Source organism: Hymenobacter defluvii (assembly GCF_017589435.1).
GTDB lineage: Bacteria > Bacteroidota > Bacteroidia > Cytophagales > Hymenobacteraceae > Hymenobacter > Hymenobacter profundi.
This window is the reverse complement of the sequence record NZ_JAGETX010000010.1, coordinates 89,840-102,236: the sequence shown is the minus strand read 5'-3', so window position 1 is coordinate 102,236 and position 12,397 is coordinate 89,840. Positions and strand designations below refer to the sequence as shown.

The window sequence follows — 12,397 nt, the reverse complement described above, 5'->3', positions numbered from 1 at the left end:
CTGTAGAGCGGGTGCGTGATGCCTATCAACAAGGAACTCCTTTTTGATAACCTCCGATGCCCGCCAACCCGACCGACCAGCCCACCCGCGTGGCGCTCTATGCCCGCGTCTCCACCCTCGACAAAGGGCAGGCCCCGGAAACGCAGCTGCGGCCGCTGCGCGAGTACGCCCAGCGCCGCGGCTTTGCCGTTGTCGATGAATACGTGGACTAGGCCTCGGGTACCAGCGAGGAATGAACTCAGTACAAACGGATGATGGCGGCGGCCAAGAACCGGTAGCTCGACGCGGTGCTGGTCCGGCGCTACGACCGCTTTGCCCGCTCGACCCAGGCGCTGGTCAACGCGCCGAAGGAATTCCAGAGCCTAGGGGTGGACTTCGTCTCCTACCAGGAAAACATCGACACGACCACGCCCATGGGCGAGTTGGTGTTCCACGTCATGGCCTCGCTGGCCCTGTTTGAGAGCGCGCTCATCAGCCAGCGCGTGCGCGCCGGCATGGCCCGGGCCAAAGCCCAGGGCAAGCATGTGGCCCGTCCGCCACTGGCCCAGTCTTAGCAGGAGGCCATTGCGCAGCTTCTGCACAATGGCTTATCTATGAATCAAGTCATCAAGCAGTTAGACCTGGCCTATGGCACCGTCTACAATTACGCCCAGAAGCTAAAAAGTGCTTAGCGTGTAAATCCGCTCTTTGGGAAGAAGAACCCCTTTTAGCCATGGACTCGGAGGTTTTACCCTATTTGTTTAACAACACCCTGTGCTCTTCGGCCGACGTACCCAGCGCAGAAAAGCTGCCTTGATTGCCTACCACGTACACGCGCTGGCCGCTCACGTTGAACGCGTACCACACCAGAAAGCCTGCCGCCACGACGACCACAGTGCTCAGCACGGCCGAAGCCAGCGCGACGATCTGCATGGTGGAGAAGGCTTTGTTTAAGTCTTTTACAGGAGCTACTGAAGTTTCCATCCGCAAACTGAGTAAGGAGTGAAAGAACAAACGGTGGTAGAGAGCAGCATGAAGCGAGCAGCCTCACTCTACCGCAAAGGCTTCACTAGCAGCGTAATCTTACCTGCCGCGCTTGGGTAGTAGGGATAGCTAAAGACCACCGTGGGCGATGTGCTGGCGTAACAGTAGAAAAAGCCGCTGACGGTGAAGGTGCGATTAGGCGCAATCAGCTGGGGCGCCCCATACCGCCGAACCATAGCAGAGTCAGTGCTGAGTGATTCGACGATGAACGGCGTGAGTGTATCTCTTCTAGCAGCAACGTAGCAAGAGAGCAGGATGGGATCACCGCCCATCTTAGCCACGTTGCGCACTACGGCCGTAAAGGGTACCCGATAGCCAGCCAGCTTTACTGGTTCAGCTGCGCTAGTACGTGGCCATTGGGAGGGGCGGTTGAGCAGCATAGGCTTGGCTGCGCCCTGCTCCAAACTCACTAACTCCACGCGCTTTTGGCTGGCAACGCTGGGTAGATCCAAGGTAGCTACCCACGACTCCAGCACAGGCCGGATGTCAACGCTCACGGCTGGAGGCAGAGAGGGTAGTGTACGTTGCTGTGACAAGGCGGAGAGCGGAAAGCAGCTCATTGCAAAAGCAACTGAAAATGCATGGGGAAACGGGAGCTTTTTCATAGACCTATCGGCAATAGTGAAAAAGTAAAATACGTATTAGCGCGTCCAGATGCCAGAGCTACGTTGCTGATAAGTAGGGTTTAACGCTTCCGCCATCGTGACGCGCGGGAGCGAAGCCGCCGCTGAATTCTCAGCTGCTGGGGTCGTAGCAATGTGCTCAGCATTACTATGGCCTTCTGCTGCTCCGCTATTGCCACCTCCACCGGATCCTGCACTGCGGCCGTTGCCCATTATTCGCCCGAGCGCGCTCGACAGGCCGCCCCCACCAGGGGCTGCAACACCTGCCGCCGCTGTGGCAGCTCCTGCCACCATGCCACCAAATGATGCCAAAAATCCTTGCACGGCCGAGCCACCGATGACAAGACTGGTCAGGTAGGGAACCATGAAGTAGAGCACCACAAACGCTACAGACATAATCAGGAAGCTAGTGTCTTGGTCGGCTTGTTGAGTACCGGGTAACATAGGCCCTACCTGCGTCTGCTGCTGGGCGTAGAAGCTGTAGAGCAGATCTAAAACTGCAAAGGTCAATGACCATAAGTGGACGGAGACGAAGTTTTGCAGCCAGTGTTTTGCTAACTGTGCAAAAGCAGGAATAACAGATAAGGACAATGTGATGGGACCCGAAACGTATAGGAACCCGAGTACGAACTGCCGGATATACAGCATCACATTGCGCACTACTAGTACTGTTGTGGCAGTAAAAAAGCGCGTGAGCAGGCCCACAAAGCTGAATGATTGCCAAGCGTCGTTCAAATTGCTTAGCAACGAGCCAGCTCGATCAATAAATTCGGCCATACTGACTGTCTGCCCAGCCGAATTTTGCGTCAGGGCCCCCGGCGTGAGTATCTGATAAATAGCCTGCCCGGCTGAGTCACCAGCTGTAGGTAGGCGCAACAACCCTACGAAGCCTCCAATAGCATCGCCAATAAGCGTTGCCCACTCACTGTAAAAGCCGATTAACAGGTAAAGCCACAGCCCTTTCAATAGAGGACCAAAGTCCATGGAAAGCGAATTGCTTTGCAGATATCCCCGTCCGATAGTTGCAATCAGCGCAATACCCAGAAAGCTGGGCATGAGCACGCCCTGACAAAGATGCTGTACCGTAATAAGCGACTTTTCGCAAGCCGTGAAAAACTTGGGGTCAACATCAACGAACAGGAGCAGGGTAGGGGAGATCATACCGCCAGCGCCCCCCGTTGCGCCATCTTATCTTCCACAAACTGATCAACCGCCGGCGCCAGACGCTTCTGCACAAAGGTGGTCATGACGGGCTCATTTGTTTCCGGATTCAGTACCACTCGACCTTCTTTATCACGCACAGGCACCGCTATTTCCCGCTTGTAGTGCTCTACCAAACGATTCAAATAGTTGCGCTCGGTTGGCTTTGAAGAAAGAATGGCATCGAGCTGGGGTGATACTTCTAAAGCGTAAATCTGTCCTTTGGAACCCTGCTTGATGAAGAATTCCCGGAAGCCGTCCCCGCTCTGCACGGAGCGGCACAAGTCCATTTCGTGAGCCGTGAAACCAAGCGGCACCTGTATCCGGTCTAGCGAATCCTTGTTGGAGTGCCGCAGGATGATCTTGGTGGAGCTGTTATCAATCAGGGTGTAGCCAATCCTAGAATCTGTAATTTCCTTGATTCCCTGCGTGATGATGGTGATGCTGCCATTCGTTTTGCGAATGGTGCGGTACATACTGACAATGAACTCTTCCAGCACGCCGGCCAGCAGCGCCCACGCCTCATCAAGGGCAATGTATTTGACGTCGTCCGGAAATTGGCGAAATAAATCCAGCGCCAATTCCGTAATCAGCATCCCCACGACCGGATACAGAGTAGGGTCGGTCTTTACCTTCGCCAAGTCGAAGCAGATGAGGTGGTATTGACTTAAGTCCTTGTCGCGACGGGCGTTGAGCACTTTCTCGTAGCGCCCACCCGCCACGAACTCCGACAGGATCAGGAAAAGCTGCGGAAAATCGATGTAACGGGAATCAATACCGTGCTGCACGCGCAGCTGATGATCCGCATCCACGACTCCCGTTGGGGCGGGCTGCGACATGCGGTAATGGTAGCTAGTCAGGTAGTCAAAGAAGCCCTGCATGCCCGGAAATTCTTCATCCACCTGCCCCAGCCGCTCGTGCTGGTTGAGGTGCGTCTTGTAGTACTCCTTCAGAAAGCGGCCGATAATGGCCCGCTCCGACTTGTCCAGCTCGATCTTCTGATTGCCGCTGGTCGTGCCCTTCCACAGCGCCGAGATGAGTGTCAAGTGGAAGTTCAGCTTGTCATCGTTGTAGAGCCATGGCCCATTTTCTCCCTTGTGGGGAATCAGAAAGGGGTTGAACTCAATGGGGTTTTCCGGGTCGTACTCGAAGTAGGTATTCTCGAAATCTGCACCGTTTAGTGACTGCACCACGTTGCGGTAGGATCCCAGGCCCGCTCCCAGCCCAATATCAATGATGATCTGACGGGCTCCCTTTTCAAAACGCTGCACAACCAGATTGCCAAAGAAGTATGACTTTCCGGAGCCAGAAGGCCCAATTATCACAGCGTTCTGGTTATCCAGGTTTGTATTGAAGAGATTGACCTTAAGCAAATTGCGAAACCGGTCACACAGGTACTCTCCCTTCTTATCGGAGCGGTAGGAGGTAATCCAGTGCAGGTAGCACAGGGCGCGGTCGGTGGAAGTGGTCAGCCACCGATCCGGAATCTGGTAGGCGTTGCCGGGCAGTAGGCCAAAGTAAAGGTAGAGCGCCAGGAAGCTTTCTACGACCGATTCTGTCCCGAATACCTGCCGGTAGGAGCTGGTGACTTTCTCCACGTTTTCGCGCAGGGCGCGTGCGTCGCTCTCCCACAGCAGCACGGAGGTGTGCAGGCCCACGATGGACTTGTTCTCGGCGCGCACCTCCGCCGTAAATAACTCAATTTCCTCAGAGCGGAGGATATTATCCTGCGTGGCCAGGCGGGCCAGGGATTTGTTCAGCTTTCGGTCATTATCCAGAGATTTAAGAGCTGTGCGCGTGTCATTTACCAGAAAAGCCTGCGTCAGAATATGGGGGCACTGCAGGTAGTGGGTGAGTGGGTAGATCATGGGCTGCGTTACGTTGTAGCCCTTACCACCCGCTACTGCCGGAAAAGAATCGGTTCCCTGCCCAATCATGGAAACCACACTGATCTGATGCTCTCCGAGGCGCAAGCCAGTAGCCCCGCCGTTAGACAGTTCCCGAGCCGGTTGGGTGGGCTGGTGCTCAAAGTCCAGATTGAAGTACTGCGCGTACACCCGCCGGATTTCCTTCTCGCTTAGTCGGGTGAGCGTTACCCCCTTCAGTACCCGCAGTGATTGCAGCAGCTCCGCTGAGTTGCGCTCGGCCAGTTCCAGTGTGAGCGGGAGGCTGGCAAACGGATTTTTCTGAATGGCTTCGCCACCGCGCGCAATCAGCGCATTCAAGGCATTGGTGCGCGTCGGTGTTTGCTCTGCCGTTGGGGCAAAGCTGACGAACAGGTAAGAATTATGGTAGAGAACCGGCCGCGGCGCAAAGTGCGCATTCATCTTACTCTCGAAGTAAGTAGCTGCTGTATTCTGGTAGCCTGCTACCCGATCGTAGTAGATATCCGTTTTCTGGACAATGGTTTGGGCGGGAAAAATGCGCAGCAGGTTCATTAATGCCTGCTGCGCGCTTTCGTAGTCGTTCTTCTCCCAGCTCTCCATTTCAGCGGGTTCCACCAGAAAACCGATGCCTACCCGCCCGTCTCGGAAAATGACTTTATCCTGCTCAAAGCTAAAGACTGGGTCGGCCTGCCGGAAGGACGTGGTTCTGATCTGTTTCATGTTGCACGGATTCTAAGCCCAGCGCAATTCGTCGGGGTTGCACCAACTGAAAAGCCAGCCACCCCAGCAAGAAGCCGGGCGGTTTGTGCTTTGCCAGATACCGCAGCCCCATCAGAAGGCCCAGGGTGAGCAGAAAAATGATCAGGTAGAGAAGCGTGGGCACATGCACGACCAACGAAGCAACTCCCAGCCCCAGAATAGATCCAATGAAGAGCCCCACGACCAAGCCCAAGTCCTGTAGATTCATTCCCAAAACTTGGGCTGGTCGTTCAATGCTTTTGTAGGATTGCATACCGGTAGGTGCTACTGCGCTTGCCTACTGTGAAACCCCGCCCGTGCCGCCGATAGCCGAAGCCAGGTCGTTCTTGAAAAACTGGAAGCCAAACCACAGCACCACACCGCCCACCAGCCACCCCAGCGACGAAAGCGCATCCGGGGCGCCGTTGGCAAACTTCATCACCACCCGCACCAAGCCAATGCTGATCAGGATGATGAAGACCACCTGCACAATAGTGAAAATAGTCGTTTGCACCTTGTTCAGGGCGGCAGCCGTGCCTCCCTGGGCCAGCGCGGCCTGCTGCGTTGCCAGTAAGGCAAGCAGCAACGCCTGGGCGCGGGCTTCCCAGCGGCTTTTGGGCCGGAAGTAGAGCGTGTGATTGGCCAATTGCAGGCAACTGGTCAGGGTGCGGCCAACCATTGCCTGAGCCGCTGCTTGCAGGGTAACAAGACGTTTACGCATGAGTAGAAGAAATAAAGTGGAAGAATAAACGAGGGGGTATAAACCCCATGAAATCAATCCAGCAGTTCTACTAGGCGGTTTCTACCATCACAGGAGCCGTTTCGTCGGGGCTAGTGCAACTGACCGTCGTTTGAAAATCGATAGTAGCGATACCACGCTTCAGGCGCCGCTTCTCTTTGGCTGACATCACTTCCGTAGCAGCGCCAACAACATTATCCAGCAGTGCTGGCGGAAGGGGTGTAACAGTAGCAGCTACCGCAGTATTGGAATTAGATGCGGCCACCTTGGTAGCTAGGTTTGCATTAGCTACGGGTGCCTTTTCAGCAGGAGCAGTAGGCTTTGCGTCTTTTGTTGTCGGAGCGGGTGCGGCAGCTGGGCTCGCGGTAGGCTGAGTGAGGCGATGAACTGCCGCGTGTTCCGAGATTGGGTAGAAAGTAGTGTTTGGAGTGGTGGGAGAATCAGTTGAGGGTGGGAACGGAGTGGGTAGGTAGTCGGAAAGGGCGTAGGTGAACTGTTTAATAGAGGCGTGATTGGCAGGGATACACATTTCATTTGCCTCTTCTTCTGCTAGCGTACGAGCGGAACTGCTGTAGTATCGCCACCAGATGATGAGCCCAATCAGGAGGGCACTACTGCCAACCGCGCAAATCGGTAAAGCCCAGCTAGTCATAAGAGTATGAGCAAGTATAGAGGATATAATTAGTTCATCCAAAAGTTTAACAAAGTTTTTTAAAAGTTTGTCCAAAGTGTATATTTGATGTAGAGTTCAGCACAAGCTGCGTAGCGGCCAAGGAGTTGACTCGGGATTAATTTGCATGGGCAGGAATGACCTTGAAATTTTGCCACTACTTTCAAGGTACCCACACCTGAATTCTATCCCGATTCTACCTCGCCCCATTCGTCGCTATGCAGCTGTCCTCCTTTCATCGAGCTTTTCCTAGCCCGCACCTACTCGTTCCCTATTCTGAAGGTCTGCGCTTCGTGCAGATTGCGCTACGCTCCTTCCCGCACGGAGGGCTGAAAGAATGGGCCGCTACCCGTAAGCCGGCTATCAACTACTCGATGCTCGTCACGCTCAAGAACAATAAGCTTCGCAAGCCGGCGCCGCTTTTGGTTCAGCGGATTTTGAAGGAGTTCGACTTTCCCGCCGAGTTGATTGGAACAGACAGCGCGGACAATGAGCGACACTACAAATTCGTGTTCCCGAATCAAGAGCTGCTGGACTTGTTCAACGCCCAGCTAGCTCAGCATGACAACTCAACCAACAACCCCGAGGGAGCATGATCCCGACGAACTCACCCGGTTCAAACAGTCGATAGACTTGGTATCCTACGCGCAGCACCGCTACGGCTACCACATCGACAAAGAGCGCAGCAGTTCCGTCGAACTATCGCGGCAGGAGGAGAAGCTCGTCGTTACCCGCAAGGGTGACCACCAAGTGTACCTCAATCCGCACGACGAGCGGGACCAAGGAAGCATCATCGATTTTGTGAAGGCCCGGGGTGGGGGAGGGGCGGGGCTGAACCTAGGCCAGGTACGGCAAGAATTGCGCGACTACTTAGGCCAGCCCCAACCCGAACGACAATCGCCTATTTCCGGTCCACCGCGCTCAATAGCTCTAGCACCGAACGAGAGTGAGGCGGAACGCCGGGCACGGTTGGTACTGGAGGTGCTGGGCGTGCAGCCCCAACTGACCGACCGCAGCTATTTGCATAAGCGTGGCCTCACCGACGAGACGATTGATAATCCGGCCTTTCAGGGTAGGGTCTTCACGGCGCAGCAGAACGGGCATCGTAATGTAGCTTTCCCGTTGTATAACGAACGGGGTATTGCCAGCGTCGAGCAGAAAAACGAAGGGTTCCGGCAATTGCTGGCGGTGCCCAAAGATGGCATTTTTGCCACGAGCCCCACGGAAGGCAAAGGCACCAAGGTAGAGCGCGTCGTCATTAGTGAGTCGGCGTTGGACAGCATGAGCTATCATCAGCTTAAACAGGACACTGACCGTCGCAATACCATCTACGTGGCCACCACGGGTACGCCTACCGAGCGCCAGATGGAGTTGATTCAACGCGTGATTGACAAGCATCAGCCCCACGAAGCAGTGCTGGCCAATGATAAAGATGCGGGCGGCAGGCGCTTCAATATCAACTACCTCAATGAGTTGCAGCCCCCGCGTACGGCCAAGGAACTAGAGGGCCATTCAACCTACGAGGATGCAACCCGCTCCGTGCAGTGGCACGCCACGGCAGTAGGAAAATATCACTCGGCTCTACGGGTATCGTTTCAGCACGAAAAAGCGCACGAGGGCGCCACGCACGTCCGGGAGTTGACGGAACGAGTTGGTCGGATCAACGCTACTCAGGATGGCGAAAACTCCATGAGCATGCAGGTGCAACGCACCGGCAGCAAAGAGACGGTGGTGCGCCTAGTGGTGCCAAATGCCGATACGGGCCAGTTGGAAGTTATTGCGCAGGAGCTATACCGTCAGCGGGAAGCCCAACGTGCCGCTGGCCAGGAGAAAGTAGTAGCCAACTTCCTGCGCGTGGAATATCCGCTCAGCAAAGATTATAATCAAGATATAGAGCTGAAAAACAAAGGGCTGAGTGCTGCCGAAATCAGCCGACAAGGGCAGTTTGAGGCCGAGCAGAAGCAGGCGCAGCAAGCCCAAAAACAGCAGGCAGAAGCACTTCAGCAACAGCAGCGACAAGAAGCACAACGCCGGGAAGCTGAGCGCCAACAAGCCGAGAACAGCCCCGAAGTACTTAAGGCTCGCCAGCAGCAGGAGCGTACTACCGTGCGCGTATTGGTAGGGTCACCGGTAGCGACCAGCAACGAACCACCGGTAGCGGTGCGCGCTACACCTACCCTGGAGGAGGTCCACCAGCAATTCAAAACAGCCGCCACTGTTGTGGCCAGGGAATTAGAGGAGGGCGGTCAGGGGGTAGTAGCCGCTCGGCTACGGGAAGTCGTGCGGGTAATTGATCAAGAACCCCACCTCACCGGCGCTTCGCGAGTAGTAGTAGGTCACGCACTGGATAGTACGGAAAAAGTGCGTGGGCTGGCTGACAGTCCGCAAACGGAGGCACTACGAGCGGCTGTACGCATTCTGGAAAACCCAGGGCTTCAAGGCGAAAAAACCATGACGAGCACCGCTACGGCTGCCTCCGTACATGTTTCTGAACAGCCAGCGGCCGATGTAGCAGCTGTCCGGCAAAGAAGGCAAGAAGACAAAGCTTTTGATGCTGCGGTGCAGTCAATCGTTGCGGGCAACAGCCAGCAAAAAGCGATGTTGCTGATCGATGAAGAACGGCCGGCTGAAGGCAAAACCACGCAGGCGCAGCAGATTGCCAAGCTTCTGCAACAAACAGGAGCCTTCGTAGGGGAGTTGCAGGCTACGCTTGCCAGCGGCCGCATCCGAACAGAAGTAGCCGTAACCTACGATCTGCGTCAAGAACAGGCACCGGTTATCAGTCAAACCCTAGATGCCCTGGAAAAAACAGCCCGTGTAATCGTTACGGAGCGGGAGCAGGATAAAACCTTACGCCGGGATCCGCAGCTCTACACGGCTCTGCGTGAGGCGGGGGTGGTCTTGCTCAAAGAATTTGAGGCTGCTCAGCCAGCGCCAGCCCGACGGGTAGCGCCAGAGCAAGAGAGTAGTAACGCTGGAAAATCACCTAGTAGAAGCGTTGAGGTAGAAGCCAGCAAAAGCTCTACAAATGACGCACACACTGTCGAAAAGGTAGCGACCATCCACGTGCAAGAATTAACTCCCACACCAACTAATCGGGCTGAACGACTACAAGCGGTTTTGGAGAAGGCGGGCATTGTGCAAACAGGGGAGATAACCAGCATAACCGATGCACAGGGTATTCGTCACAGTTCCTTTCTGGTGCACTACCGCACCGACCAGCCTACTATCGCCCAAGTACATCAGACACTTACAAACGCCGCGCACAACTACCCGGGCATTCGCGTCGAAGAACGGGAACAGGATACAGTAGACCGGCAGCGCGCAGCTGCTCAGGCACCATTACAACCTGTTCCTGTTACGCGAAAGAAGGAAGAGAGTATAGTACCCGAGTTGAGTCGAGTACCAATGATTGTAATTGAGGCACCACAATTCGCAAAGGAGTCTGCCTCTTTACCAACACGTGAGGCTACTTCAACTACAACAGGTCAGGCAGTAGGACGTGAAATTGCGGGCTATGTAGTCGTGCAGGAGCCAGCTATGCACCCCTTAGCGCCCAGCAACACCGTGTATGCGGCAGCCATTCAGGAAACATTAGCAGGACGTGGAGCGCTGGCGTCGCTACCACCTGGTGAGCGGCCGTACGCAACCAATGAGGGTGTACAAGAAAACCGGGTGCACTTCTCCTTCCGTCAAGACCAACCCGAAGCGGCCGCACTTAGTAAGACGCTGGATCAGTTAGCTCGTCAGCCCGGAATTCGTGTAGTTGACTACGAGGTAGACCAGGCAGCCCGGCGGCAGCAGCTCTATGAGGCGCAGGCGGTACCGGTTGCGCTGCTGACAATACCGGAGCGTATGCAGCCATTGGGCCAGCGCCAAGCATTGGTAGAAGTGAGAGGTGATCAGTCGCTAGAAACTGCCCTGCAAATCCAATTGTCCTTGTCCCAAAAGGGTGCACAGGTGAGTGACATAGCCACGGTCGCCCAGCCGTTCACGCAGGAGCCTCTGCGCCACTTAGAAGTAGTGTACCGAGTAGATCATCCTCACGTAGTAGCTATTAGTCAAACCTTAGATGAGCTATCTACTCGCGGCGATACGACTCAAGTGCATGAGTTCAATGGGGTTATTCACAGCCGTCAGCATGCTACACAGGTAGTGCAGCAAGCACACTTTGAACAGCTAACCGACAAGCAGCTCACACCTGATAAGTACCACGACAGTACCGCACGGGAAGAAAGAACACTACCTGCTACTAAACAAACTAACAGTGAAGACGTTACGCAATCAGCGGAAAAGATTGCACTAGTGCGCGTAGCGGAGCCTTTAGAACGGGCAGAATCTGAAACCTCGAAGGTGACACGTATCCAGCAGGATTTGCAGCAGGCAGGTGCAACTGTAGGCGAAATAAGAAGTAGTGAGAAAGGAAGCCAACGCTACAGCGAAATTCCTATCCTGTATAATACTGGACAGCCACAAATTGAGCGGGTTAGTCAGACATTAGATAAAGTCGGACAGCAGATGGGAGTCACAGTAGAAGAATCGCCGTCAGATCGCGCTGAACGGCGGCAAGCTGCCCAATTCGCTACAGTACCTAGTAGAGTTAAGGAAGCTGAAATTGAACGCTGATTATGTTCAACTTTGTGCACTTACTCATAAACAATTAATAATCAACAGATTGAATGAAAAGAGCTACATGTATTATGTAGCATGTTTCGTCTTCGAGCGCTTATAAAAGCTATTAGTTGGAATAGTCTTGCTCTTGAGAGAGGATAGGACAATTCGCTAACTAATAGCTTTTATAAGTCTAAAGGTACCTTGCTTACTCCTTTTGAGTCTTATCAATGCCTTTAGCGGCTTTTTAGTACATGATTGAGTCGTGGCAACAGTTGAATACCGTAACCAAGCGGATGCCTTTAATCAGGAATTAGATGATTTTCTAACATTCTATTGTATAGTTATCAGCACTGTATCAATGTGGTAATGTGTACCTGCACAACTAACTGTTAGTTTTGACGAATCCTACTGAAAAGACTTATAAAACCTATTAATTAGACTAAATAGCTTGCATGCTATAACCTCAAATATGAGTGATACAAGCACTTCGCAGTAGAAAAAAGCAAAAAAATCTTTAAAAAGTGCAATCACGTTTTTTACTACTTTGTGCCTCCTTTTTTGTTGTTTTTTCTCGTCTTATCCTCAACCACACACCTTTTATAAGCTTTTGTACCCCACTTTCAACAAGCTTGTGAGTATTTATGATTTTACTAGTATTTGCAGAGGCCATAAAATACATATTATCAGTTATTTACAAGCAAAATATAATAGGTTTTATAAGTGAAATAATAGAGTTTATAAGCTTAGTAATAGGTTTCATAAGCTTAGTAATAGATTTCATAAGTCTAAAGAATAGCTTTCATAAGTTAACTAATAGGTAAGATATGCACATCTATTAATTACATCATTTAATTGATTTTCATGAGTCATAAGTATCAAGTCAGTAAGGATGCCATCACATCAT

General features: G+C 53.3%; 9 protein-coding genes and 1 pseudogene. 3 read left to right on the top strand and 7 right to left on the bottom strand.

Going from position 1 to position 12,397, the window contains the following annotated elements; all coding sequences use genetic code 11:
- Positions 1–56: 56 nt before the first annotated feature.
- Positions 57–554 (top strand): annotated as a pseudogene (locus tag J4D97_RS16545) (recombinase family protein).
- Between the two features lie 178 nt (positions 555–732).
- On the opposite strand, the gene J4D97_RS16540 reads toward J4D97_RS16545, so the two are convergent.
- The 7 genes from J4D97_RS16540 to J4D97_RS16510 form a co-directional block, all read right to left on the bottom strand.
- A complete protein-coding gene (locus J4D97_RS16540) occupies positions 733–963 on the bottom strand; it encodes a hypothetical protein (RefSeq protein WP_208308533.1) in 231 nt (76 codons plus the stop codon).
- Between the two features lie 68 nt (positions 964–1,031).
- Positions 1,032–1,520, bottom strand: a complete 489-nt coding sequence (locus J4D97_RS16535) for a hypothetical protein (protein WP_208308532.1) — start codon at positions 1,518–1,520, stop codon at positions 1,032–1,034.
- Positions 1,521–1,664: 144 nt separating this feature from the next.
- Positions 1,665–2,807, bottom strand: a complete 1,143-nt coding sequence (locus tag J4D97_RS16530; protein WP_208308531.1) for a hypothetical protein — start codon at positions 2,805–2,807, stop codon at positions 1,665–1,667.
- Positions 2,804–5,452, bottom strand: coding sequence for a VirB4 family type IV secretion system protein (locus tag J4D97_RS16525; protein WP_208308530.1), 2,649 nt, complete (start codon positions 5,450–5,452; stop codon positions 2,804–2,806). The genes J4D97_RS16530 and J4D97_RS16525 overlap by 4 nt, the downstream gene beginning before the upstream one ends.
- Positions 5,403–5,699: a hypothetical protein gene (locus J4D97_RS16520; RefSeq protein WP_208308529.1), complete on the bottom strand. Its 297-nt coding sequence runs from the start codon at positions 5,697–5,699 to the stop codon at positions 5,403–5,405. Before J4D97_RS16520 ends, J4D97_RS16525 begins: the two co-directional genes overlap by 50 nt.
- Positions 5,700–5,768: 69 nt before the next feature.
- The gene (locus J4D97_RS16515) at positions 5,769–6,191 is read right to left on the bottom strand and encodes a hypothetical protein (protein WP_185284466.1); all 423 of its coding nucleotides are present in this window, start codon (positions 6,189–6,191) and stop codon (positions 5,769–5,771) included.
- A 70-nt stretch (positions 6,192–6,261) separates the two neighbouring features.
- Complete coding sequence (locus J4D97_RS16510; RefSeq protein WP_208308528.1) at positions 6,262–6,936, bottom strand: hypothetical protein; 675 nt, start codon at positions 6,934–6,936, stop codon at positions 6,262–6,264.
- Positions 6,937–7,097: 161 nt separating this feature from the next.
- On the opposite strand from J4D97_RS16510, the gene J4D97_RS16505 reads away from it, so the two are divergent.
- Positions 7,098–7,475, top strand: a complete 378-nt coding sequence (locus tag J4D97_RS16505; protein ID WP_185284464.1) for a hypothetical protein — start codon at positions 7,098–7,100, stop codon at positions 7,473–7,475.
- Entirely contained in the window at positions 7,441–11,505 is a 4,065-nt protein-coding gene (locus J4D97_RS16500) for a toprim domain-containing protein (RefSeq protein ID WP_208308527.1), read from the top strand. The genes J4D97_RS16505 and J4D97_RS16500 overlap by 35 nt, the downstream gene beginning before the upstream one ends.
- The last annotated feature ends 892 nt before the right edge of the window (positions 11,506–12,397 follow it).

Bases quoted from the DNA above. Each gene is read 5' to 3' on its own strand.
- J4D97_RS16520 (WP_208308529.1), bottom strand. From the start codon at position 5,699: ATGAATCTACAGGACTTGGGCTTGGTCGTGGGGCTCTTCATTGGATCT.
- J4D97_RS16530 (WP_208308531.1), bottom strand. From the start codon at position 2,807: ATGATCTCCCCTACCCTGCTCCTGTTCGTTGATGTTGACCCCAAGTTT.
- J4D97_RS16505 (WP_185284464.1), top strand. From the start codon at position 7,098: ATGCAGCTGTCCTCCTTTCATCGAGCTTTTCCTAGCCCGCACCTACTC.
- J4D97_RS16540 (WP_208308533.1), bottom strand. From the start codon at position 963: ATGGAAACTTCAGTAGCTCCTGTAAAAGACTTAAACAAAGCCTTCTCC.
- J4D97_RS16500 (WP_208308527.1), top strand. From the start codon at position 7,441: ATGACAACTCAACCAACAACCCCGAGGGAGCATGATCCCGACGAACTC.
- J4D97_RS16515 (WP_185284466.1), bottom strand. From the start codon at position 6,191: ATGCGTAAACGTCTTGTTACCCTGCAAGCAGCGGCTCAGGCAATGGTT.
- J4D97_RS16525 (WP_208308530.1), bottom strand. From the start codon at position 5,452: ATGAAACAGATCAGAACCACGTCCTTCCGGCAGGCCGACCCAGTCTTT.